Consider the following 23,166-nt stretch of genomic DNA (forward strand, 5'->3'; position numbering starts at 1 on the left):
ATGAAAAGATCAACAAAAATCAGTACAGCAATCCTTGTCTTCTTTTTAATTATTACAATAGTAATCGTTGGAAGAGCAATGATAGGAAATCATTTTAAAAAAAAATTTAGCAAAAGGCCTCCTCCTGGAGTAATTGTTAAAGAAGTAGTTTACAAAAGCTTTTCGGAAAATATTGAAAGCTTTGGTACAGCAGTATCAAAGAGAGCAGAATCTTTTAGAATTAAAAGAGATAATTTAACATCTGAACTAATCCTTAAGGATTATGTAAAAAAAGGTGATCTAATTGTTAAGCTTAAAGATAGAAACATTGTAGCACCTTTTAGTGGTGTTCTTGGATACAGAGGTATTACTGGTGACATTCTTGGTTCGGATAACTCAATTATTATAACTTTAGATGATAACTCGATTATATATTCTGACCTAAAAATTCCTGAAACTTTTGCGTCATTCATTAAAAAAGATTTGCCCATTAAGGCAAAGTTTTCAGGTAACAAAAATAAAACATACAGTGGAAAAGTCTATGCTGTTTCAAGCAGGATTAATGCTGAAACAAGAAGCTTGCTTACAAGGGTTATAATTGAAAATGAAAACTCTGAATTAATTCCAGGCTCTCTTCTAGAGGTTATTATTAATTATAATGAACGGAATTCTCTTGCAATACCTGATACTAGTATGATGATAGAGGGAAGCAAAACCTATGTCTATAAAGTTTCAAAAGACAATATTACAAATAAAACTGAAATAGAAATTGGAATAAGAGGTGGTGGATTTATTGAGATAATCTCTGGTCTTAATGAGGGAGAAACTATAGTTGCTGAAGGGCTAAAAAAAGTTAGACCTCGAGGCAAGATAGAACCTATTAAAAGATAATGTTTATAACCGATATAAGTATAAGAAGACCAGTTGTTGCGTGGGTAATGTCTCTTATATTAATCGTCTTTGGTATATTTGTTTTTTCACAGTTGCCCGTAAGAGAATTACCTGAAGGCTTACAGCCTCCTGTAGTTCAAATTAAAGTAGACTATAAGTCTGCTTCAGCTCCTATAATTGATCAAGAGGTAACTCAAGTAATTGAAGATGTAATTGGTGGGGTAGAAGGAGTAAAAAATATTAACTCAACATCAGAAAATGGAAGTAGTTCAATTAATGTTGAATTTAATACTGACATTAACCTAGATAATGCAGCCAATGATATTAGAGAAAGAGTCGCTAGAATTGTTGATAGATTACCAAGTGAAGCTGATGCCCCTCAAATACTTAAACAATCAGCAGGGTTTTCAACCACTATGTGGCTAGCTGTATCTTCTGCAACTTGGAGTGACCTAGAACTTGGAGATTATGTTGAGAGATATTTAGTAGATCAATTTTCGAGCGTTAAGAACGTAGGAACTATTAGAACTGGTGGTTTAAGAGATTTAAGTGTTAGAGTTTGGATAGATCCAATTAAACTTGCAGCTTACAATTTGACCATTCAAGAAGTTGAGATAGCAATAAGAAAAGAAAATGTAAGTCTACCAGCAGGTACTCTTGAGGCTAACAATATTGATTTAATTTTAAATTTAGATAAATCATATGATGATATAGAAAAATTAAAAGCATTACCTATAAAAAGAAACAAAAATAGTATTGTAAGACTTTCAGATATTGCCAATATAGAGTTCGGTCCAGTTTCAGAAAAAAATCTTTTCAAAGCACAAAGTAAGAATGCTTTAAATCTAAAAACTGTAGGAATTGGTATTTACGCAAAAAGTGGTGCTTCAACAGTGGAACTTTCTAAAGAAATAAATAAGAAAATAGACGAAGTTAAGAAAATATTACCAGGTGATCTAAATATAGAAGTAGCTTTTAACAGAGCAACATATGTTGGTACTGCTATTGATGAAGTATACAAAACTTTGATCATTGCTTTTATACTTGTGGTTATTATTATTTACTTATTCTTGGGAAATATAAAGGCTGTAATCGTTCCAGCAGTTGCATTACCTGTAAGTTTGATAGCATCTTTTTTAGGTCTTTACTTATTTGGTTTATCAATAAATATTTTTGTTTTATTGAGCTTTATTCTGGCAATTGGAATAATCACTGATGATTCAGTTATAATGACAGATGCAATTTATAGAAGAATTGAAAATGGAGAAAGCCCTTTGGTTGCAGCTTACAAAGGATCAAAACAAATTAGTTTTGCAATCGTTGCTACAACATTAATTCTAGTTGCTGTATTTATTCCCTTAATTTTTATAGATGGAATTGCAGGAACATTATTTAGAGAAACTGCAATTGCTCTATCTTTTTCAGTTGTAGTGTCCTCTTTTGTTGCGCTTACATTGTCACCCATGTTAGCAAGTAAGTTTTTAAAGAAAGAATCTAAACAAAATCTTATAGTTACAAAATTTGATAAGTTTTTTAAATCATTATCAAAATTTTATGAAGAAACATTAAGCTATTGGCTAAATAAGAAAAAAATTATTATTTCATTCATTATCTTCACTATTATTATATCTAGTGTTTTATTTCATTTTACAAAAAAAGAATTATTACCTATGGAGGATCGAGGTGTATATCTTGTTCTTGGGTTTACAGATGAGGGTAGTTCTTTTGAATATACTGAAAAAAGAGCAGAAGATGTTGAAAAAAGATTAATTCCACTTCTTCAGGCTGAGAATAGTCCATATAAAAGATTGATAATGAGAGTACCCGGCTTTGGCAGTAACAAAAATTCTTTTAATAGCTTTATAATAATTGCATTATTGGATGAATGGGCGGATAGAAAAAAAAGTTCAGTAACAATAATGAGGGAAGCAATTGGAAAAATTGTGACAGTGCCAGAAACTGTGGCTTTTCCAATTTCACCACAATCTATTAGAGTTTCTAGTTATAATAAACCAGTACAAATGGTCATATTAGGTAACACTTATGAAGAATTAGAAGAAATACAATCTAAGGTTATTAGAAAGTTAAGACAAAATAAAAATTTATCAAGGATAGAGTCTGACTATTCTAGAAACAAACCTGAAATCAAACTAGTAATTAATAAAAACAAAGCTAAAGATTTAGATATATCTACTGACTCAATTGGGAAAACTCTAGAAACTCTTTATGGTGGAAAAACTGTAACAAAATTTAATAAACTTGGTAAAGAATATCCAATTATACTTCAACAATACTTAGCGGACCGAAGATCTCAGGAAGGAATTTCTAAAATATTTGTTAGATCAGAAAGTACAGGTAAGTTAATTTCTTTAGCAAATTTAGTTGAGTTTACTGAAAAAGGGTCTGCAAAAAAATTATCAAGATATAACAGGCAGAGAGCTGTAACAATATCTGCAAATATATCTGAATCTTATACACTTACAGAAGCAATTGCATATCTAGAGCAAGCAATGGAAGAAATTGGCTCTTCTAATCAAATTGCATGGAAAGGTAAATCAGAAGAAATAAAAGAAACTAGCAACGAACTATTCATTATTTTTGGATTAGCATTTCTAACTGCCTACTTAGTAATGGCTGCAACCTTTAATTCATTTATTCATCCATTCATTATTATGTTAACCGTTCCACTGGCTTTGTTTGGAGGTTTGGTCTTTATTCTTTTCTTGAACAGTTCAATTAATATCTTCTCACAAATAGCCCTTGTCATTCTAATTGGAATATCGACTAAAAATAGTATTCTAATTGTTGATTATGCTAATCAGTTAAGAACGGCTGGAAAAAATATAGAAACATCTGTTAAGGAAGCTTGTCAATTAAGGTTTAGGCCCATAATGATGACATCAATAAGCACAATGATTGCAATGATGCCTTTAGTTATAGGAAATATTGGACCAGGTGCTGGTGAGGCTTCGAGACTAGCTGTGGGTGCCACTATTCTAGGTGGAATGATTATATCAACATTCTTTACATTGTATGTAACTCCAACCATGTATTTAGTATTAGCAAAAAATACTAAACGAATAGATGTTGTTGATATTGAGCTAAAGAAACAACTTCGTTAAAAAATAATATATTTATTTTTATTTAATCTTTTCTGACACTTTTGTAATTGTGACTTGTATTTATTAGATTGTTTTTCTACTTTTTTAGCTAAGCCTATAACTTTCTGATTATTCTTATAGTTTTTATAACCACCCCACCCCTCATGATATGCGAGGTATTGTCTAAAAGCATCTTTCTTAGAAATTTTTAAAAGAGACTCCGTTTTATCGGTGTACCATCCAATAAAGTCCACACTATCTTTAAACCTTGTTCTTGTTGCTAACTTATTTCCAGTTTCATTTTTATATTGTTCCCAAGTTCCCTTTACTGCTTGTGAATATCCAAATGAACTAGATGGTCTCTTAAATGGTATAATCTTAAATAATTTTTGTCTTGGAGGTTTAGCTAACCAATCAAAGTCTGATTCCATCTTAATTATAGCTAGCTGAATATAAATTGGGGTTCCCCATTTTTTTTCTGTTTTCTTTGTATGTTTATACCAAAGGTATCTTTCATTAAAAATTGAACAACTATTTGAGGTGTTTTGAGGTATTGAGGAGCAGCCAGTAATAAAGATAATCAATAAAATTAAAAAATAATTTCTAAGTTTCGACATATCTAATCACAATCTTATAGATTAATATTACCAATATAACACCTGCTATATTTCCAAATAAATCACTCATTTCAAATTCACGAACTGAAATAATAATGTGAAATAATTCTAAAATAATTGATAATAAAAACAAATAAACAATTACAAAATTAATTTTTTTAGTATTATGAAAAGAAAATACTCCTAAGCTTGTAAGTAGAACAAAAGCATAAATATGATTTGATGAAATTATAAAGTCTCCTGCAATAAGGTCTTTAGTAATTTGGGGTTGTATATAGCAATTATCATATAAAAAGCAGCCAAAAATACTGCCTGGAAACAAATATAAAGTTATTAATATGATATTTGCAGAATAAAAACCTATTTTAAAAAAAAATTTTATTTTTCTCATAATAATCTTATTTATTTTATTTCTTTTATCAGTTATCAGAATATATCAAATGGCTCATTTAATTTTAGTAAGACATGGTCAAAGTGAATGGAATCTAGAAAAAAGATTTACAGGTTGGGTTGATGTTGATCTCACTGGACAAGGAAAATTAGAAGCCTGCAAAGCTGGTGAGTATATTAAAGAAATTAAAATTGATATTAATCATTTTTATTCATCATTTCAGTTAAGAGCTATCAACACACTAAAATTTATTCAAGATACATTAAGAGACAAAAGAGAACCAGTTAGAGCATGGCAATTAAATGAAAGACATTACGGAGCTTTAACAGGATTAAATAAAGACGAAATGAAAGAAAAGCTTGGTGAAGATAAAATCCATGCTTTTAGAAGATCTTGGGATATTAAGCCAGATCCGTTAAGTAGAAATAATCCATATCACCCTTTAAATATAGAGGTTTATAAGGGTATTCCAAAAGAAAATATTCCTGATTCCGAGTCGCTTAAAGATACCTACGAAAGGGTAATGAAATTTTATATCGATGAAATTCAAGAAAAACTAAAAAATGAACAAAATATTTTAATTTCAGCTCATGGAAATTCTATAAGAGCTCTATGCAAATTTTTATTTAAATTGGATAATCAAAAAATAACGCTACTTGAAATACCAACAGGTAATCCACTTTTGATAAGTTTAGATTCAAAACAAAATATTAAAGAATGCTCTTACCTAGATCAAAATAGGGCTAAGGACTTATTAGTTTTTTAATAGCTTTTTATAAATATTAAGATCTGTTAAATGTCTAAAGTCTTCTAAACTCTCAAAACCATATAACTCATCTTTATTAATTAATTCATTCCAAATATTTGAAATTGAAAAATCGCTGACATCATATGAGTCAAATAAACTCTTATTCAGGATCTGGCATCCTGTATAAATTAAATGATTAAACTCATTTTTTTTTATTATATTTTTTTTAAGATTGAAATCACCCTTTAAATTTTTGTCAAAACTCAAGTTTTCATTGGCTAATAAAAGTATATTCTTAACTTTGTTTAAAAAATAAAACTTTTCCATATCTTTAATGTATTTCTTATAATTTTCATTCCATACAGTGTCTGGATTAAATGTAATAAAATCTGTTTCATTAGATGAATTTATCATATTTAAAATTCCACCACCTGTATTTAAAATATCTGAACCGTCATTAATTATCTTAATTTCTAAATTAAATTTCTTATATTTAAAAAATTGTTCAATTTTTTCACTAAGATAAAATGTGTTGATTAAAATTTTATTAATTCCCAAAGAATGTATTAAATTTATACAATTTTCTAATAAAGTTATTTCGTTTATCTTTAGTAAAGACTTCGGAGTTGTCAGTGTTATTGGATTTAAGCGCTTGCCATATCCAGCACATAAAATTATTGCAGTTTTAATTTTCATTTCTGATTTCTTATTTTTTTGGAAAAATTAAGGTCTAGTAAGTCTTTGAGTTCAGAAAATTTCTTATTATTAGAAATTCTTAATTCAATTAATTTCCAAGCATAAGGAATTAATTTTAAATATTGATTTTTTTTATCCCTCATAGCCAATCTTGTAAATATCCCAATAATTTTCATATTTCTTAGAATAGATAAAATTTCAAAATCACTTAGTAAAATGTTTTCGTTAACTCTTTTTTTATTTAATTTTAGATAATAACGGTAAATTTTATCTTTGAATATTTTATCTGTTTTAAACCTAACATCATCAATTAAGGAAGCTAAATCATAAGTCCTATTTCCAATTAAAGCATCTTGCGAGTCGATAACTCCTATTTTATTTTTAAACTTCATTAAATTTGACACATGAAAATCCCTATGAACAAAAACTTTTTCTTTTGATTGAAGGCGCGTTAGTAAAAACTTAATTTGTTTTTTTATATCGATTTTAAATTTAGTTAATTTATTTTTTTTTACAAATTTTTTTGCATACCATTCACAGAATAAATTTGCTTCATTAAATAATTTAACATTATCATAAATTGGAATTTTATAAGTTTTTCCTTTAAAGTTTTTAAATTGATTTTGTTTAATTTTTTGAATTACACCAAGTAAATCAACAGATTTTTTGTAAAGATTTTCTCGTTGTTTCTTATTTTTTTTTAATAGACTAAAAACCGAGTCGTCTCCAAAATCTTCAATTTCTATATAATTTTTTTTATAATTTTCACTATAAAGCTTAGGTGCTAAAACTTTATTTTTAATTAAAAGACTATTTATTGCATCATATATTAACAAGTTTTTCTCTTTTTCCTTAGAAGCAAAAACTATGATTGATTTTTTGTTTAATGATGACTTTCTATAAAAAGACCTAAATGATGCATCACCTTTAATTTTTTTTAACTTATTATTAGTTTGCAACATCTATTTTTTGTTTTTAACTCCTTTAATTGTTAAATATCTTTTATTTAAATCATCATTATATTCAAAAAATAAATCAATTTTGTTATCAATAGTTTTTTTTATTTTCTCAGGCCACTCAACTAATGTCACAATTTCTTCTCTGTTTTCAAATAAACCAATATTTTTTATCTCACTATAGTCAGTTAACCTGTACAAATCATAATGCTGTATTATAAAATTTCCAACATCATATTCATTTACCAAATTAAATGTTGGGCTAGTAACTTCAGTTAAATCTTTTTTTTTTTAATTGTTGAAGATTATTAATTATGTGTCTTATAAATGTTGTTTTTCCTACACCTATTTCTCCATGAAAATAAGCTACATCTCCTTTATTTAGTGTTTTTGAAAATTTTTTAGCTAACTCAGATGTTTTATCTTCTAAGGAGATATCTATTTTTTCGCTATTAGTAGCGATAAGCATCTGGCTTGAATGGACCTTCTGTTTCAACACTTATATAGTCAGCTTGGTCTTTTGATAGTTTTGTAAGTTTTGCTCCTACTTTCTTTAAGTGAAGCATAGCTACTTTTTCGTCTAATGATTTTGGTAACACATAAACTTTATTTTTATAATTTTTATGATTATGCCAAAGCTCAATTTGTGCCATTACTTGGTTTGTAAATGATGCACTCATTACAAAACTTGGGTGTCCAGTTGCACAACCTAAATTCACCAATCTACCTTTGGCTAAAAGAATAATTCTCTTTCCATCAACTAATTCTATTTCGTCAACTTCTGGTTTTACTTCTGTCCATTTATAATTTTTTAAGGCTTCTACTTGAATCTCATTATCAAAGTGACCAATATTACATAGTATTGCTCTATCTTTCATATTTCTCATATGATCCGCAGTAACGATGTCTATATTTCCTGTAGCTGTAACAATAATATCCGCTTTACTTATTGCTTCATCCATTAAAACTACCTCATAACCTTCCATTGCAGCTTGTAGTGCACAAATTGGATCCGCTTCTGTAACCATAACTCTTGCTCCACTTTGTCTTAAAGATGCAGCGCTGCCTTTTCCAACATCACCGAAGCCCGCAACAATTGCAACTTTACCAGACATCATGACATCTGTTGCTCTTCTAATTCCATCTACTAAACTTTCTCTACAACCGTACAGGTTATCGAATTTTGATTTTGTAACTGAGTCATTAACATTAATTGCTGGTATCATTAATAACCCATCTTTTTCCATTTTATTTAATGCTTTAATTCCAGTTGTTGTCTCTTCTGAGACACCTTTTACTTCGTTTAATAAATTTTTATAATCGTTATGCATCATTGCAGTTAGGTCACCGCCATCATCCAATAGCATATTTGCTTTCCAGTCTTTTTTACCTTCAATTGTTTGTCTTATACACCATACAGCTTCCTCTTCAGTTTCACCTTTCCAGGCAAAAACTGGTATTCCTGCTTTAGCTATTGCAGCAGCAGCATGATCCTGTGTTGAAAAAATATTACAAGAAGACCATCTAACTTCTGCCCCAAGCTCTACTAAAGTTTCGATTAAAACTGCTGTTTGGATTGTCATATGAAGACATCCTAATATTCTTGCTCCTTTTAAAGGTGCTTTTCCTGAATATTCTTCTCTTAATGCCATTAAGCCAGGCATTTCACTTTCAGCTATTGAAATTTCCTTTCTTCCATAGTCTGCTAGAGATATATCTTTAACTTTAAAATCATCCATTGCTCAGTTTTATATAATAAAAATTTAATTAATCAACTTATGATTAGACTTTAGGGAAGACAATCTCAACATTTGCACCTTCTTGTGTTACGTTGTTTGATGCATTAATAGTAGCACCATGAAGATCAACAAGGTTTTTTACTATATTTAAACCTAAACCAGAGTGTTCACCAAAAGTATCTGGTCTATTACTATAGAATCTATTAAATATTTTTTTTGTATCTGATTCTTTAAACCCTTTACCTTCATCAATAACTTTTAAAATAATTTTATCTTTATCTCCTTTATAAATTTCAACTAAGATTTTTTTGTTATCCTCGCTAAATGAAATTGAATTATCTAATAAATTTGCAATAATTTGTTCAATTCGATTTTCTATTCCATTAACAATATACTCTTCTTGATCATCTTGATCATTTAACATTATTTTGATTCCTCTTTTTGCTTCATAAATGTTATTAAAATCATCTACTACAGATCTTGCAATTAACTTAAGATTAATTTTTTTCATTTTTTCTTTACTTAATGCAACCTCGTCTTTTAATATTTGAGAATAGTCAGTGATTAATCTTTCAATTCTTTGAACATCGTGATTGAGAATATTAATTAATTTACTTCTTTGAGCTTGATTATCAGTATCATTCAATATTTCTGAAGCACTTTTTAATGATGTTAGGGGATTTCTTATTTCATGAACAAGGTCAGTTGAAAAATTTTCCGCATGTGAAATTCTTTTTTGAAGTTCACTTGTCATATCATCTAACGAATTTGACAGAGTTCCTAGCTCATCATTTCTACTTTTAAGTTCATTAATATTTGTTTTTTTTTTACTCTTTTCTTTTATAATTTTTGTATACAATACTAAGTTTTTTATAGGCTTAAGAAAATATCTATTTAAGACAAAAGAGAATATAAATATTACTATAGCTATAAATATTGCTGTTCTTAGAATAAATGTTTTTCTTTCATCAATAGCAGATTTTATATCATTAGCATTTTCTGTGATTACTAAGTATCCGATATTAACTCCATTCAATGTTATATTTTTAACTGTTGTTAACAAAAACTGGTCATAGCCTTCCTGGGTAAAGGTAAAGGGTTTTCCATAATTTTTTGACCACGAATAATTAGTAAGAACATCTTTAAGCGAAACTGTTTTCTCTTTATTTATATTTTTTGTTTCTACAATTTTTTTGTTTTTTTTTTCATTTAAAATTTCTAACTCGACTATATCTAGCCTGCTAGAAAAGGATCTCGGGTCTAAATCTAGCGTATCAGTATCACCTACTAAATTAAATTGATTATCAAATAAGATAACTCTATCTAAGTTTTGAAATAAAAATCTTGTTGAAAATAAAAATCTTCTAATATCTTCTTCTTCAAATTTTATATTTAACCTTAAAATATGTTCAATTGTATTATTAATTATCTTAATATGCTTGGATGTTTTATTCTTTATTAAATTAGGTTTTGCGTTGCTAATGTAAAGGACTGTTAAAAACCCTATAATCAAAAAAATAACTAAATTAATAAATAAAAATTTTTTTAATATAGATAAACTTTTTAGAAAATTGTTGAACATTAACTAACGTTCCATCTGTATCCACTGCCATATCTTGTTTCTATAGCTGTAAAATCAGGGTCAACTTTTTTAAATTTTTTTCTAATTCTTTTAACATGACTATCAATGGTTCTATCCTCAATATCTGTATCCTCTCGATAAGCAATATCCATGAGTTGAGCTCTTTCTTTTATTATTCCTGGTCTCTTTGCTAGTTCTTTAACTATTAAAAATTCTGTAGTGGTAAGTTTATCTGGTAATTGTTTGCTATCCCATTCACATTCAAGTTGCGAGGGGTCAAGTTTTAGCTTCCCATGTGAAATAATATTTTTTGTGTCTTCAAGATTATTGTTAATATCTTTTTTTCTAAGCTGAACCCTTATTCTCTCTATTAAAACTTTAATGGAAAAACCTCCTGACTTTTTTATAAAATCATCTGCACCCAACTTTAAGCCTAACAGTTCGTCTATCTCATCATCTTTTGAAGTTAAAAAAATTACAGGTAAGGAAGTTTTTTTTCTTAACTTTTTTAAAAGTTCTTCGCCATCCATTTTTGGCATTTTTATATCAATAACGGCAAGATTCGGTGGATTTCTAGTTAAACCAATCAAAGCACTTTCTCCATCAATGTAAGTTTGAACGTTAAAGCCCTCTTTTTCGAGAGCTATGCTTATACTTGTGAGTATATTTCTATCATCGTCAATAAGAGCTATTGTTTGTGTTTGCATAATCTACTTTAAAAATACTAAATTGTTCTAATTTAGGCAATGGAGATAAATTAATGAAGTATTCCCCAATTATCCCCTGTATTCAAATCTACCGTCAATGGTGTTGAAAAAGTGTGTAAATCACTTTCTGTAACACTTGTCATTTCATCCTTGATTATTTCAGTTATATTTTTAACCTCTTTTACCGGAACCTCAAAAATTAGCTCATCATGAATTTGTAATAATATTTTTGATTTATTATTTTTAATGCTTTCAAATTTTTTATTAAGTCTAATCATTGCAAGTCGCATGATTTCAGATGCTGAACCTTGAATGGGCGCATTGATTGCTGCTCTTTCTTGAAAGTTTCTTACATTGAAGTTTTTGTCATTAATACCGTTAAAATGAGATCTACGACCAAAAATATTATTTACATAGCCACTTTTTCTACAAAACTTAATTGTATTGTCCATATAAATTTTTATTTCAGGAAATTTTAAAAAATAGGCATTTAAAAATTCATCTGCTTCATGATTTGAAACGTTGATTTGTTTTGCAAGTCCATATTGTGAAATGCCATAAATTATTCCAAAATTAATAGCCTTGGCCTTCCTTCTCATATCTTGGTCTACTTTTTTAATATCAATATTAAATACTTGGCTTGCTGTAAGTGAGTGAATATCTTCATTATTACTAAACGCTTTTTTCAATTCTTTAACTTCTGCCAAGTCAGCTAAAATTCTCATTTCTATCTGATTATAATCTGCAGATATTAATGTGAAATCTTTTTCTGCTATAAAGGCTTTTCTTATATTCTTTCCATCCTCTGATTTAATAGGAATATTTTGTAGATTTGGATCACTCGAAGCTAATCTTCCTGTTGTTGTTGCTGCCAACAAGAATGAGGTATGAACTCGTTTGGTTGTTGGATTTATATGTTCAGGTAAGGCATCTGAATAAGTATTTTTAAGTTTAGATACTTGTCGCCAATCTAAAATTAATTTAGGAAATTCATGTCCTTTAAATGCTAAGTCTTCTAACACACTTGCATTTGTAGCAAAGCTTCCTTTTCTAGTTTTTTTAAGTACGGCAATCTTTAAATCATTGTAAATAATTTCACCTAATTGTTTTGGTGAAGCAATATTAAATTCTTTTTTTGAAATTTTAAAAACTTCTTTTTCTAGTTTATTGATTTTTTTTTCAAATTTTTCAGACAATACCTTTAAAAATTTGTTATCAATTTTAATTCCTTCAATTTCCATAAATGCTAGTATTTTAATTAAAGGTTTTTCAAATATCTCATAAATATTAGTTAATTTTTCTAATTTTAAATTTTTACTAAATACTTTGTATAATCTATAAGTAATATCAGCATCTTCAGCAGCATACTCCATTGCCTTATCTAGCTCTACATCACTAAAATTTATTTCTTTCTTACCCGTGCCAACTATTTCTTTAAATGAAATCGTTTTATGCTGTAGATGAATCTCAGACAAGGTATCCATGTTATGTCTATTTTTTCCAGCATCTAATACATAAGACATCAACATTGTATCTTCCATTGAATTCATATTTATTCCCTGTTTAAACAAGACAATAAAATCAAATTTAATATTTTGACCAATCTTCTTTACACTCTTGTCTTCTAAAAGTGGTTTTAGTTTTTTAATTACAGCTTCTTTTTTTAAGCATCCCTTAAACTTATGACTAATTGGAATGTAACAAGCTTTACCAATTTTAGTGCTTAATGAAATTCCTACTAGATCAGCTTGATGTGCATCTAATGAACTAGTTTCAGTATCAATTGCTAGTTCTCCTGCTTCTTCTGCTTCGTTAATCCACTCATCTATTTCTTTTTCATTAGTGATTAGATGATAATTTTTTTTATTTATATTTTGTTGTTTTTTTTCAGGTCTTGTCTCTTTTGTGATTTCTCCTAGCTCAGGCTCTCCATATGCAGAAATGACAGAGCTAAGTAGCCTATTAAACTCCATTTCTCTCAAAAATTTATATAGCTTATCTTTATCAATCTCCTTTAAATGAAATTCTTCTATCTTTCTTTCAACTGGAGCATCCTTCATCAGTGTCACTAATTTTTTACTAATTATCGCTTTATCTTTGTTTTCTATAAGTGTTTCTCTTCGTTTGTTTTGTTTTATTTCTTGTGCGTTATCTAGTAGCTTTTCTAAAGTTCCATACTTATTAATCAGTTCTGCTGCAGTTTTAATTCCTATACCTGGAACTCCAGGAACATTATCACTACTATCTCCGGCTAAGGATTGAACATCTATAACTTTTTCTGGACCCACTCCAAATTTATTCACAATATCTTCGGGTGTTATAAACTTATTTTTCATTGGATCGAATATACGAACATCTTTTCTGTACAGTTGCATCAAGTCCTTATCTGAAGAGACTATTGTTACTTTCGCACCCTTTGCTAAAATTTGTTCTACATAAGTAGCTATTAAATCATCTGCTTCATAGTTTGGAAGGTCTACAGACGGTAAATTAAAAGCAACTACAGACTTTCTTATGTATTCAAATTGTGGTGCCAAATCATCTGGGGCTTCTGATCTATTAGCTTTGTAGTCTGAATAAATTTCATTTCTAAAAGTTTTTCTAGCCGCATCAAATATTACTGCAAAGTGTGTAGGTTTTTGAAGGTTTTCATTTGATTTTGAGTCCTCTAATAGTTTAAATAACATACTGCAAAATCCACTAACCGCACCAACTGGAAGACCATCACTTTTTCTAGTTAGGGGTGGCAATGCGTAATAAGCTCTAAAAATATAACCCGAACCATCTATTAAATAAAAATGATCTGTTTTTTTTATTTTATCCATTAAATAATATTATCTTAATTATTTTAAATACTATAAATGTATTAACATGCATGGAGCAAAAAAATATACTTTCTGTTAAAAATTTAAAAAAAATTTATTCAAGTAAACAAGCTGAGGACAACCTTGCGTTAAATGATTTAAACTTGGACGTGAAAGAAGGGGAAATTTTTGGTCTTCTTGGTCCTAATGGTGCTGGAAAAACAACATTTATAAATATTTTAGCTGGAACAGTGATAAAAACAGCCGGACAAGTAAATGTCTGGGGTTTTGACTTAGATAAGAACCCAAGACAAGTTAGAGCTTCAGTTGGAATAGTTCCACAAGAAGTAAATCTTGATCCATTTTTTAGTCCAAGAAAATTATTAGAATTACAGGCTGGTCTCTATGGAATTAAAGAAAAAGATAGAATTACAGATACGATTCTAAAATTGGTATCCCTAGAAAAACAAGCTAACAGCTATGCTAGAAGTTTATCTGGTGGAATGAAAAGACGATTACTAATGGCTAAAGCTCTAGTTCATCAGCCACCAATAGTTATTTTGGATGAGCCTACAGCTGGCGTTGATGTTGAGTTAAGACAAAATTTATGGAAAAATGTAAAATTACTCAATGAACTTGGTGTAACTATCATTCTCACAACTCATTATCTTGAGGAGGCTGAGGAAATGTGTGGAAGAATAGCTATATTAAATAAAGGAAATATCGTTGCTCTAGACAGCACTAAGAACTTATTAGACAGAATTCAAACCAAAAAAGTAACCTTTAAAACTGAAATAAAGATTAATATTAATGATGATGATCTAGAATCTTTAAAAATAGTTTCACATATAGATAATGAGGTTTGTATTTCTTATGAAAAAAGTAAAATTAATATGGAAGAATTAATTAATTTAATTAAGAAAAATAACGTCAAAATTATAGACATTTCAACTGATGATGGTGATTTAGAGGATGTTTTTTTAAGACTAATAAAGAACTAGATTATCACATTAATAAATAGTAATTTGTAGATATGGATCTATTAAAAACTAATTCAATTCAAAAAGTATTAAAAACATTTATTCTAATTTTCATAGGAACTATGGCTTTAACAATTTCAGCTAAATTAAAAATACCATTTTATCCTGTGCCTATGACAATGCAAACTTTTGTAGTTCTTTTTTTAGGAATTGCTTTTGGATATAAAATTGGCCTGGCATCTGTAGCTGTTTATCTTCTAGAGGGTATTCTAGGTATGCCCGTATTTTCTAACTCACCAGAAAAAGGTATTGGAATAGTTTATTTTACAGGTCCAACAATGGGATATTTAATTGGGTTTTTATTTGCTTCTTTTCTCACAGGCTATTTAAATTTCAATAAAAATATTTTTATAATTTTTGGAAAATTAATATTTTCTGTTTCAGTAATTTATGTATTTGGAGCTATTTGGTTGGGAACTTTAATTGGATGGGACAAACCAATTCTTCAGTTAGGAGTTACACCATTCTTATTAGCTGAATTATTTAAGATTTGTTTGTTAACTATATTAGCTAAAAAAATTATTAAATTTAGAAAATTTATCTAGGGGATCTTTTAGATAAAATTCTTTGTAATGTTCTTCTGTGCATTTTAAGTCTTCTGGCAGTTTCAGATACATTTCTATTACATAATTCAAAAACTCTATGAATGTGCTCCCACTTAACTCTATCAGCTGACATAGGGTTTTCTGGTGGTTCAGCTTTTTTCTCTGGATCAGCTAGCAATGCTTTCTCAACATCATCTGCGTCTGCTGGCTTTGCAAGATAATCAATTGCACCTTCTTTAATTGCAGCTACAGCCGTTGGAATATTTCCATATCCTGTTAACATTATAATTCTACTACTTGGATTAGAAATTTGAATTTGTTTTACTACTTGAAGCCCGTTTCCATCAGCTAGTCTAAGGTCAACAACAGCAAAGCCTGGTTTTTTTTCTTTAACAGATAGTATTCCTTTTTGTACACTCTCAGCTTGAAAAACCTCAAACCCTTTTTTTTCCATTGATCTAGCAAGCCTGTCTCTGAAAGGATTGTCATCATCAACAATTAATAAGGTTTTATTGTCAAAATCAGCAAGTTTTTTTAAATTGTTCAGTTCAGCCATCCAACTAATATGGTGCCTTATCTAATAATTTCAACACCTATTATTTACTTTACATTAATTAACTATTGCCTTAATTGCATAATTTATATGAAAGTTTTTAAGTATTTTAAAAACTTTTTTTTATTAAATTTTTTTTGGAGACATAATGCAAAAATTTAAAACAGTTGATGATCTTATAAATCAACTAAAGCCAGAAAAACCTATTTATTGTATTAGGAAAAAATCAATACAATTAGCTTCTACATATTTTAGAAATAAATTTCCTGGTAAAGTACTTTATGCAGTAAAAACTAACCCACATCCTGAAGTACTAAAAACAATAGTTGAAAGTGGGATTGAGAACTTTGATATAGCCTCTATTCAAGAAATTAAAGATATAAGAGCAATTAATCCTAATGCAAAATGTTCATATATGCATACAGTCAAAAGTAGAGAAAATATTAAAGAAGCTTATTTTAATCATAATGTTAAAGCTTTTTCCCTTGATACTAAAGATGAATTAATAAAAATTATTGAAACAACTAACGAGGCAAAAGACCTTGAATTATTTGTAAGAGTAGCCGTTTCAAATGAGCATGCTGAAATAGATTTATCAAAAAAATTTGGAGCGTCCATATCTGAGGCGACTGCTTTATTGAGATTAACAAAGCAATATGCACAAAAAATAGGTTTAAGTTTCCATGTGGGATCTCAATGCATGCATCCTATTTCATATACAAAAGGGATTGCAGACATTGGAAATATAATAAAAAAAACTAAAATTATTCCAGATTATATTAATATTGGAGGTGGATTTCCTGCAATTTATCCAGATCTAGTACCTCAATCTTTGGATAATTATTTTGAAGAAATAAAAAAAGGTTTATCAAATTTAAAGTTAGAAAAACTTCCTGAAATATTATGTGAGCCAGGAAGAGCATTAGTCGCAGAAAGTGGATCAACAATCGTAAGAGTAAATCTTAGAAAAAAACAAAAACTTTATATAAATGATGGAACGTATGGAACTCTTTTTGATGCGGGTACACCAAACATAGTTTACCCTTCTCGTTTGATTAAAAGTGGAAAAGCAATATCAAAAAAACTAACTGCTTTTGATTTTTATGGCCCTACTTGTGATAGTATGGATTACATGAAGGGACCATTTCTACTTCCAAATAATATTAAGGAAAATGATTATATTGAGCTAGGTCAACTTGGGGCCTACGGTCTAACTTTCAGAACTCAATTTAATGGTTTTTATTCTAATGAAATTTATGAAGTAGAAGACGAACCTATAATGACGTTATATGGTAAAGAGAGCAATAAAGGTATATTAGTTGCTTAATGTCAGAAAACAAAAATTTAACTCATAATAGCAAAAAAAGCTTCTTACAAAATCCAGTTGAACACATCGATATTACTTCATTTGATGCAAGGAAAATAATTTCCTCAATGGAAAAAATGTCTTTTGTTTCAAGAGAAACAGCAAATGCAGCCAATATTTTTAATGAAATGATTCAAGATAAGGATTGCACAATTTTTTTAACACTTGCTGGGTCAACTTCTGCCGCAGGATGTATGAATATTTATAAAGATTTAGTTAAATATAATATGGTTGATGCAATTATTGCTACAGGAGCTTCAATAGTTGATATGGATTTTTTTGAAGCTTTAGGCTTTAAACATTACCAAGGTTCACAGTTTCAAGATGACACTGAATTAAGAAAAAATTATATAGATAGGATTTATGATACATATATTGATGAAGAAGAATTACAGGAATGTGATCAAAAAATATGTGAAATAGCAGATACACTTGATCCAAGAAGTTATACATCGAGAGAATTCATCTATGAAATGGGAAAATATTTAAAGAAAAATTCTAAAAAAAAAGATTCTTTAATTGAAACAGCATATGACAATAATGTTCCCATTTTTTGTCCCGCATTTACAGACTCAAGTGCTGGTTTTGGATTGGTCACCCACCAAGAAAATAACCCTAAAAACCATATTACGATAGATTCTATTAGAGAACTTCGTGAATTAACTGAAATAAAGATTCAATCGAAAGGATCTGGCTTATTTATGATTGGTGGAGGAGTACCAAAAAATTTTGTTCAAGATACTGTTATCTGTGCTGAACTTTTAGGAAAAGAGGTTGAGATGCATAAGTATGCAGTGCAAATTACAGTGGCAGATTCTAGGGATGGTGCTTGTAGTAGCTCCACATTAAAAGAAGCAAGTTCTTGGGGTAAAGTAGATATTGCAAAAGAACAAATGGTTTTTGCAGAAGCAACTAGTGTCCTTCCTTTGATTGCAAGTGATGCTTATCATAAAGGTGACTGGAAAAATAGAATGAGAAAAAACTTCTCAAAAATATTTAAATAAAATTGAAATATCTTTCTAATAAAAATGGGTTTCTAGGAATTGACAATAATGTTAATTTTAAAGAAAAAGTAGTAGTTGTTCCATTTGGTTTAGAAAAAACTGTAAGTTATGGTGGTGGCACTCGTAATGGCCCTAAAGAAATTATCAAAGCATCACATCAAGTTGAATTATATGATGAAGAATTACATTGTGAGCCTTACAAAAAAATTGGAATTAAAACTTTAAAACCATTTAAAATTGATAAAGACATTAAAAAAGCTCTTAAAAAGATGTCTGATATAAATCAAGAAATATTAGATAAAAAACTATTTCCAATCACTTTTGGTGGGGAGCACTCAATAACACCTGGATGTATTGCTCCATTTGTAAAAAAACACAAAGAAATATGCCTACTACATTTTGATGCACATGCAGATTTAAGGGAGAGTTATAATGGAGAAAAATTTTCTCATGCCTCAGCTATTAGGAGATGTCTTGATCATAAAAATGTTTCAATAATCTCATTTGGGATCAGAAATATATCTCAAAGTGAAATACCATTCTTAAAAAAAAACTCATCTAGAATTGATATCTTTTGGGCAAAAGACAAAAGTAAATGGGACTTAAAAAAATTTAAAAAAATGATAAAGAATAAAACAGTTTATTTAACATTTGATGTTGATGGTTTAGATTCAAGTATAATGCCCGCAACAGGTACACCTGAACCAGGTGGACTATTATGGGATGAAACTTTAAATATTATACGGATAGCTGCTAAGAACTCTAATATTGTTGGTGCAGATATAAATGAACTTTCACCTATAAAAGGTTTTAATTCTTACAATTTTCTTGTAGCAAAACTTGCTTATAAAATTTTATCGTACAAATTTTTATACTAAGCTTTTGAAGCTTTAAGAGTTCCCAATAATAATCTGAATGGAATTAACATTGCTAAAGCTACGAATATTTTAACCGCTAAGTCACCTAGAGATAAAGTAACCCATGGTATTCCAGTTGCGTAAAATGAGATAGAGAAGAATAAAAAGGTATCAACAGTAGACCCAATTAACGATGAAGTTAATGGAGCAACAAACCATTTCTTTTTTCTTAAATAGTCAAAAATTTGAACATCCAACAACTGCGCAACCATAAATGCTGTGCCTGAACCTATAGCAATTCTGACTGAAATTAAGTCTGCAAAATTTGTTGAAAAGAAAAGAGTAAATACAATCCCTATAATAAAACCAACATAAACAATTTTTCTAGCTACAACCTTGCCATAAGATCTATTAGCTAAATCTGTAATTAAAAATGCAACTGGATAACTAAAAGCTCCATAAGTTAATATTTCTTCCAAACCATAATAATTGATCGGAAATTGTACTAAATAATTTGAAGTTAAAACAACAACTCCCATTATAAATGAGAGTAGTATAAAAAACTTTTTCATTAAGCTGATTTGCTAGGGAATACTTTGGGTGTTTTTTTAACGAATGGTGACTTAATTAATATACTTTTTTTTAATTTTTTTAATCTTGGTGATATATTTTTATTTCTTGCAGTCTTTAAAAATTCATCAAAGGTACCTTTTTTATCAACACATCTAACACCTGCATTGCTAACTGTTAAAGTTAAGCTTCTTTTTAAAAGTTCACTTTTAAATTTTGTTTTTTTTAAATTTGGTAAAAATCTTCTATTAGTCTTATTGTTAGCATGACTAACATTGTGACCTTTCATAGGTATTTTGCCGGTTAATTCACATTTTTTAGACATAATATTTATTGATTATATAAGATGAGTTAGTGACCTCGTCAAGTTTATTAGCTTTAATTAGGCTGTTTCTTGCCTATTATTTCTCTAAAATTCCCGATCCCATCAGTAATTAATATTTCTTTTAACTCTTTTTTTATTTTTCCAACAATATTGGGGCCCTGAAAAACCATACCAGTATATAATTGAACATAGCTTGCACCAGCTAAAAATTTTCTATGTGCACTTTCTCCTGAGTCCACACCACCTACTCCAATAATTTCAATTTTATTTTTTAATAATCTGTAAAACTTACTTATTAATTTATTGGCCTTTTCTTCAAGAGGCTTTCCAGATAAACCACCCTTTTGATGTTTCAGTATATTGTTTAATTTACCTCTATTTCCTGCAGTTGTATTTGAAACAATTATTGCACTTACTTTATGTTCTAACAATATTTTACTTAATGCTTCAATTTGTTCATCTGAAATATCAGGAGAAATTTTTACAACAATTGGTATTTTAGATTTAAGCTTAATTTTTTCTTCTTTAACTAAATTCATTAATTCGTCAAATTTAGTTTCATCATGAAAACTTCTTAAGTTTTCTGTGTTAGGTGAGGAAATATTAATTGTAATATAGTCAGCGATATCATGAAAGGTTCTAAGACCAATTAAATAATCATTTAGCCTATCATCACTATCTTTATTTGGACCTATATTAATTCCTAATAAGCCCTTATTCAAATTTGATCGAATTCTGTTACTTACACTTTCTGATCCTAAATTATTAAATCCTAATCTATTTATAAGTGCTTCGTCTTCCACCAATCTAAATACTCTTGGTTTTGGATTTCCATACTGTTTAAATGGTGTAACGGTCCCCACCTCAACAAACCCAAATCCAAGTTTAAATAAAGAATTATAAACTTCAGCATTTTTATCAAATCCAGCAGCCATTCCAATTGGATTATCTATTTCTTTACCAAATAGTTTAGTCTTGAACATTGGATCATCTTTATTTTCATCCTTTAAATTTGGTGTCAAATTTAATCTTAAAGATTTAATTGCTAAATTATGAGCAGTTTCAGGATCAATTTTAAAAATTAGTGATCTTAATTTTGAAAACATTATTTTATTTTTTCTGTTATTAATTTTTTAGTTTCGTTAACTCCAAAGAAGCTTATAAAAAAGCCCATTCTTGGACCATTTTCATCTCCAAATACGACTTCATAAATCAATTTAAACCAATCACGTAGATTTTCTGAATATCCATTTTCTTTTCCAGTTGAGTAAATTAATGTTTGAATATCTTCAGGTAACATTGCATCATTACAATCATCAAGAGTCTTTACTAGAGCATCTAATGCAATTTTTTCGTTTGAATCTGGTTTCTTATATTTTTTTTGAATTTTGATTACATCGTTAAAGTATTTAATAGCGTAGCCAATTAAATTGTCAAAAATTATATGATCTTTTTCTGAGATATCTTTTTTATATTTTTTTACAAACTTCCAAAGTAATTCCTTGGAATCTGCATTACTTGCCTCCACTAAATTTAAAAGCATTGAAAAACTCATAATAGTATCTTCTTTAGGAATTAATCCATTATGTACATGCCAAACTGGATTCATTAGTAACTGTAATTCATTTTGATTTTTAGCTTTTTCTACAAAATCTAAATATTCATCAACTGTTTTTGGAACTATTTCTTTGTATAGTTTTTTTGCTCTTTTAGGATTTTGATACATGTACAATGAAAGACTTTCAGGAGACGCATATTCTAACCACTGATCAATGGTGATCCCATTACCTTTTGACTTTGAAATTTTCTCACCTTTTTCATCTAAAAATAGTTCATAAGCAAAGCCGGATGGGTTTGTTTTGCCAATCAATTTAACTATTCTTGAAGATAATATTGCACTTTCTATTAAATCTTTTCCATACATTTCAAAATCTATATCGAGGGCATACCACCTCATTGCCCAATCCACTTTCCATTGTAATTTACAATTTCCATCTAAGATACTTACCTCAAGTTTTTTTCCATTATTATCAAAGATAATTTTAGATTTTTCTTTTAAGATTTCTAAAACTGGAATTTCTAAAACCTTACCAGTATCTGGACAAATTGGTAAAAATGGACTGTAGGTTCTTTGTCTTTCCTTACCAAGTGTTGGAAGAATTATATCCATAATACCTTGATAATTTTCTAGGATTATCTGTAATGTGGGGTTAAAAAAACCACCCTTATAAAGAACTGAAGAACTTTGAAAGTTATATTCAAAATTAAATTTATTTAAAAAATCTTTTAACATTTCATTATTATGCTCACCAAAACTTGAAAATTTTTCAAATGGATCGGGCACTTGAGTTAAAGGTTTGTGAAGATTTCTATTTAAGAGCTCTTGATTTGGAACGTTTTCTGGAACTTTCCTAAAGCCATCCATGTCATCAGAAAAAGTTATGATTTCTGTTGGTGTGTCAGTGAGTTGTTTTAGAGCATTAACCATCATCGATGTTCTTGCAACTTCACCAAATGTACCTATATGGGGCAACCCACTTGGACCATAACCTGTTTGTAAGATTATTTTACCCTTTTTAGCAATAAAGGATTTTCTTTCACGCAGTAATTTTTTAGCCTCAACAAAAGGCCACGCGTTAGTTTTGTCTAAATTATTTTTTTCAATCACTTTGTTTAATGGCAAATATCATATATT

Annotated in this window: 23 protein-coding genes; 8 read left to right on the plus strand and 15 right to left on the minus strand. The window is 28.8% G+C overall.

Going from position 1 to position 23,166, the window contains the following annotated elements; genetic code table 11:
- Together ABXT52_RS06085 and ABXT52_RS06090 are read left to right on the plus strand one after the other, a co-directional pair.
- Positions 1-870: an efflux RND transporter periplasmic adaptor subunit gene (locus tag ABXT52_RS06085; protein WP_415271668.1), complete on the plus strand. Its 870-nt coding sequence runs from the start codon at positions 1-3 to the stop codon at positions 868-870.
- The gene (locus ABXT52_RS06090) at positions 870-3,992 is read left to right on the plus strand and encodes an efflux RND transporter permease subunit (RefSeq protein WP_415271669.1); all 3,123 of its coding nucleotides are present in this window, start codon (positions 870-872) and stop codon (positions 3,990-3,992) included. The genes ABXT52_RS06085 and ABXT52_RS06090 overlap by 1 nt, the downstream gene beginning before the upstream one ends.
- Here the strand turns inward: ABXT52_RS06090 and ABXT52_RS06095 are convergent.
- Complete coding sequence (locus ABXT52_RS06095; RefSeq protein ID WP_415271670.1) at positions 3,989-4,588, minus strand: lytic transglycosylase; 600 nt, start codon at positions 4,586-4,588, stop codon at positions 3,989-3,991. The two genes, ABXT52_RS06090 and ABXT52_RS06095, sit on opposite strands and share 4 nt — an antisense overlap.
- Positions 4,575-4,979 carry a hypothetical protein gene (locus ABXT52_RS06100; RefSeq protein WP_415271671.1) on the minus strand — a complete coding sequence of 135 codons (405 nt, stop codon included), beginning with the start codon at positions 4,977-4,979 and terminating at the stop codon, positions 4,575-4,577. The genes ABXT52_RS06095 and ABXT52_RS06100 overlap by 14 nt, the downstream gene beginning before the upstream one ends.
- A 49-nt stretch (positions 4,980-5,028) precedes the next feature.
- Between ABXT52_RS06100 and ABXT52_RS06105 the strand changes: the two genes are divergently transcribed.
- Entirely contained in the window at positions 5,029-5,745 is a 717-nt protein-coding gene (locus tag ABXT52_RS06105; RefSeq protein ID WP_415271672.1) for a 2,3-bisphosphoglycerate-dependent phosphoglycerate mutase, read from the plus strand.
- On the opposite strand, the gene ABXT52_RS06110 is transcribed toward ABXT52_RS06105, so the two are convergent.
- From ABXT52_RS06110 to polA, 8 genes are read right to left on the minus strand one after another with little or no spacing between them, the layout of a single operon-like run.
- Positions 5,734-6,423 (minus strand): sugar phosphate nucleotidyltransferase, encoded by a 690-nt coding sequence (locus ABXT52_RS06110; protein WP_415271673.1) that lies wholly within the window; start codon positions 6,421-6,423, stop codon positions 5,734-5,736. The two genes, ABXT52_RS06105 and ABXT52_RS06110, sit on opposite strands and share 12 nt — an antisense overlap.
- Entirely contained in the window at positions 6,420-7,385 is a 966-nt protein-coding gene (locus ABXT52_RS06115) for an aminoglycoside phosphotransferase family protein (protein WP_415271674.1), read from the minus strand. Before ABXT52_RS06115 ends, ABXT52_RS06110 begins: the two co-directional genes overlap by 4 nt.
- Positions 7,386-7,628, minus strand: a complete 243-nt coding sequence (locus ABXT52_RS06120; protein ID WP_415271675.1) for a tRNA (adenosine(37)-N6)-threonylcarbamoyltransferase complex ATPase subunit type 1 TsaE — start codon at positions 7,626-7,628, stop codon at positions 7,386-7,388.
- A gap of 22 nt (positions 7,629-7,650) precedes the next feature.
- A complete protein-coding gene (locus ABXT52_RS06125; protein ID WP_415271676.1) occupies positions 7,651-7,848 on the minus strand; it encodes a tRNA (adenosine(37)-N6)-threonylcarbamoyltransferase complex ATPase subunit type 1 TsaE in 198 nt (65 codons plus the stop codon).
- Entirely contained in the window at positions 7,832-9,118 is a 1,287-nt protein-coding gene (gene ahcY / locus ABXT52_RS06130; protein WP_415271677.1) for an adenosylhomocysteinase, read from the minus strand. The genes ABXT52_RS06125 and ahcY overlap by 17 nt, the downstream gene beginning before the upstream one ends.
- Positions 9,119-9,161: 43 nt before the next feature.
- Positions 9,162-10,700, minus strand: coding sequence for a sensor histidine kinase (locus tag ABXT52_RS06135; RefSeq protein WP_415271678.1), 1,539 nt, complete (start codon positions 10,698-10,700; stop codon positions 9,162-9,164).
- Positions 10,700-11,407 (minus strand): response regulator transcription factor, encoded by a 708-nt coding sequence (locus tag ABXT52_RS06140; RefSeq protein ID WP_415271679.1) that lies wholly within the window; start codon positions 11,405-11,407, stop codon positions 10,700-10,702. Before ABXT52_RS06140 ends, ABXT52_RS06135 begins: the two co-directional genes overlap by 1 nt.
- A gap of 50 nt (positions 11,408-11,457) precedes the next feature.
- A complete protein-coding gene (gene polA, locus ABXT52_RS06145) occupies positions 11,458-14,232 on the minus strand; it encodes a DNA polymerase I (protein ID WP_415271680.1) in 2,775 nt (924 codons plus the stop codon).
- Positions 14,233-14,282: 50 nt separating this feature from the next.
- Here polA and ABXT52_RS06150 point away from each other — a divergent pair, with 50 nt between their 5' ends.
- Positions 14,283-15,212 carry an ABC transporter ATP-binding protein gene (locus ABXT52_RS06150; RefSeq protein WP_415271681.1) on the plus strand — a complete coding sequence of 310 codons (930 nt, stop codon included), beginning with the start codon at positions 14,283-14,285 and terminating at the stop codon, positions 15,210-15,212.
- A 32-nt stretch (positions 15,213-15,244) separates the two neighbouring features.
- On the plus strand, positions 15,245-15,796 hold the full coding sequence (locus ABXT52_RS06155) for a biotin transporter BioY (RefSeq protein ID WP_415271682.1): 552 nt from the start codon (positions 15,245-15,247) through the stop codon (positions 15,794-15,796).
- On the opposite strand, the gene ABXT52_RS06160 is transcribed toward ABXT52_RS06155, so the two are convergent.
- Positions 15,789-16,352, minus strand: coding sequence for an ActR/PrrA/RegA family redox response regulator transcription factor (locus tag ABXT52_RS06160; RefSeq protein ID WP_415271683.1), 564 nt, complete (start codon positions 16,350-16,352; stop codon positions 15,789-15,791). The genes ABXT52_RS06155 and ABXT52_RS06160 overlap by 8 nt on opposite strands.
- A 145-nt stretch (positions 16,353-16,497) precedes the next feature.
- Here ABXT52_RS06160 and ABXT52_RS06165 point away from each other — a divergent pair, with 145 nt between their 5' ends.
- The 3 genes from ABXT52_RS06165 to speB are packed head-to-tail and all read left to right on the plus strand — an operon-like array spanning position 16,498 to position 19,597.
- Positions 16,498-17,676 (plus strand): type III PLP-dependent enzyme, encoded by a 1,179-nt coding sequence (locus tag ABXT52_RS06165; protein ID WP_415271684.1) that lies wholly within the window; start codon positions 16,498-16,500, stop codon positions 17,674-17,676.
- Positions 17,676-18,719, plus strand: coding sequence for a 1,9-bis(guanidino)-5-aza-nonane synthase (locus tag ABXT52_RS06170; protein ID WP_415271685.1), 1,044 nt, complete (start codon positions 17,676-17,678; stop codon positions 18,717-18,719). Before ABXT52_RS06165 ends, ABXT52_RS06170 begins: the two co-directional genes overlap by 1 nt.
- 2 nt (positions 18,720-18,721) lie before the next feature.
- The gene (gene speB / locus ABXT52_RS06175; protein ID WP_415271686.1) at positions 18,722-19,597 is read left to right on the plus strand and encodes an agmatinase; all 876 of its coding nucleotides are present in this window, start codon (positions 18,722-18,724) and stop codon (positions 19,595-19,597) included.
- Here speB and ABXT52_RS06180 read toward each other — a convergent pair.
- The 4 genes from ABXT52_RS06180 to ABXT52_RS06195 are packed head-to-tail and all read right to left on the minus strand — an operon-like array spanning position 19,594 to position 23,139.
- Positions 19,594-20,148 carry a queuosine precursor transporter gene (locus ABXT52_RS06180; RefSeq protein ID WP_415271687.1) on the minus strand — a complete coding sequence of 185 codons (555 nt, stop codon included), beginning with the start codon at positions 20,146-20,148 and terminating at the stop codon, positions 19,594-19,596. The two genes, speB and ABXT52_RS06180, sit on opposite strands and share 4 nt — an antisense overlap.
- A complete protein-coding gene (gene rpmB, locus ABXT52_RS06185) occupies positions 20,148-20,471 on the minus strand; it encodes a 50S ribosomal protein L28 (protein WP_415271688.1) in 324 nt (107 codons plus the stop codon). The genes ABXT52_RS06180 and rpmB overlap by 1 nt, the downstream gene beginning before the upstream one ends.
- Positions 20,472-20,524: 53 nt before the next feature.
- Positions 20,525-21,577, minus strand: a complete 1,053-nt coding sequence (locus ABXT52_RS06190) for a quinone-dependent dihydroorotate dehydrogenase (protein ID WP_415271689.1) — start codon at positions 21,575-21,577, stop codon at positions 20,525-20,527.
- Entirely contained in the window at positions 21,577-23,139 is a 1,563-nt protein-coding gene (locus ABXT52_RS06195) for a lysine--tRNA ligase (protein ID WP_415271690.1), read from the minus strand. Before ABXT52_RS06195 ends, ABXT52_RS06190 begins: the two co-directional genes overlap by 1 nt.
- Between the last annotated feature and the right edge of the window lie 27 nt (positions 23,140-23,166).

Source organism: Candidatus Pelagibacter sp. Uisw_121, from assembly GCF_047722545.1.
Taxonomy (GTDB): domain Bacteria; phylum Pseudomonadota; class Alphaproteobacteria; order Pelagibacterales; family Pelagibacteraceae; genus Pelagibacter.

Excerpts from the sequence above, each read along its gene's own strand:
- ABXT52_RS06085 (WP_415271668.1), top strand. The coding sequence starts at position 1 with ATGAAAAGATCAACAAAAATCAGTACAGCAATCCTTGTCTTCTTTTTA.
- ABXT52_RS06090 (WP_415271669.1), top strand. The coding sequence starts at position 870 with ATGTTTATAACCGATATAAGTATAAGAAGACCAGTTGTTGCGTGGGTA.
- ABXT52_RS06095 (WP_415271670.1), bottom strand. The coding sequence starts at position 4,588 with ATGTCGAAACTTAGAAATTATTTTTTAATTTTATTGATTATCTTTATT.
- ABXT52_RS06100 (WP_415271671.1), bottom strand. The coding sequence starts at position 4,979 with ATGAGAAAAATAAAATTTTTTTTTAAAATAGGTTTTTATTCTGCAAAT.
- ABXT52_RS06105 (WP_415271672.1), top strand. The coding sequence starts at position 5,029 with ATGGCTCATTTAATTTTAGTAAGACATGGTCAAAGTGAATGGAATCTA.
- ABXT52_RS06110 (WP_415271673.1), bottom strand. The coding sequence starts at position 6,423 with ATGAAAATTAAAACTGCAATAATTTTATGTGCTGGATATGGCAAGCGC.
- ABXT52_RS06115 (WP_415271674.1), bottom strand. The coding sequence starts at position 7,385 with ATGTTGCAAACTAATAATAAGTTAAAAAAAATTAAAGGTGATGCATCA.
- ABXT52_RS06125 (WP_415271676.1), bottom strand. The coding sequence starts at position 7,848 with ATGCTTATCGCTACTAATAGCGAAAAAATAGATATCTCCTTAGAAGAT.
- ahcY (WP_415271677.1), bottom strand. The coding sequence starts at position 9,118 with ATGGATGATTTTAAAGTTAAAGATATATCTCTAGCAGACTATGGAAGA.
- ABXT52_RS06135 (WP_415271678.1), bottom strand. The coding sequence starts at position 10,700 with ATGTTCAACAATTTTCTAAAAAGTTTATCTATATTAAAAAAATTTTTA.
- ABXT52_RS06140 (WP_415271679.1), bottom strand. The coding sequence starts at position 11,407 with ATGCAAACACAAACAATAGCTCTTATTGACGATGATAGAAATATACTC.
- polA (WP_415271680.1), bottom strand. The coding sequence starts at position 14,232 with ATGGATAAAATAAAAAAAACAGATCATTTTTATTTAATAGATGGTTCG.
- ABXT52_RS06150 (WP_415271681.1), top strand. The coding sequence starts at position 14,283 with ATGGAGCAAAAAAATATACTTTCTGTTAAAAATTTAAAAAAAATTTAT.
- ABXT52_RS06155 (WP_415271682.1), top strand. The coding sequence starts at position 15,245 with ATGGATCTATTAAAAACTAATTCAATTCAAAAAGTATTAAAAACATTT.
- ABXT52_RS06160 (WP_415271683.1), bottom strand. The coding sequence starts at position 16,352 with ATGGCTGAACTGAACAATTTAAAAAAACTTGCTGATTTTGACAATAAA.
- ABXT52_RS06165 (WP_415271684.1), top strand. The coding sequence starts at position 16,498 with ATGCAAAAATTTAAAACAGTTGATGATCTTATAAATCAACTAAAGCCA.
- ABXT52_RS06170 (WP_415271685.1), top strand. The coding sequence starts at position 17,676 with ATGTCAGAAAACAAAAATTTAACTCATAATAGCAAAAAAAGCTTCTTA.
- ABXT52_RS06180 (WP_415271687.1), bottom strand. The coding sequence starts at position 20,148 with ATGAAAAAGTTTTTTATACTACTCTCATTTATAATGGGAGTTGTTGTT.
- rpmB (WP_415271688.1), bottom strand. The coding sequence starts at position 20,471 with ATGTCTAAAAAATGTGAATTAACCGGCAAAATACCTATGAAAGGTCAC.
- ABXT52_RS06190 (WP_415271689.1), bottom strand. The coding sequence starts at position 21,577 with ATGTTTTCAAAATTAAGATCACTAATTTTTAAAATTGATCCTGAAACT.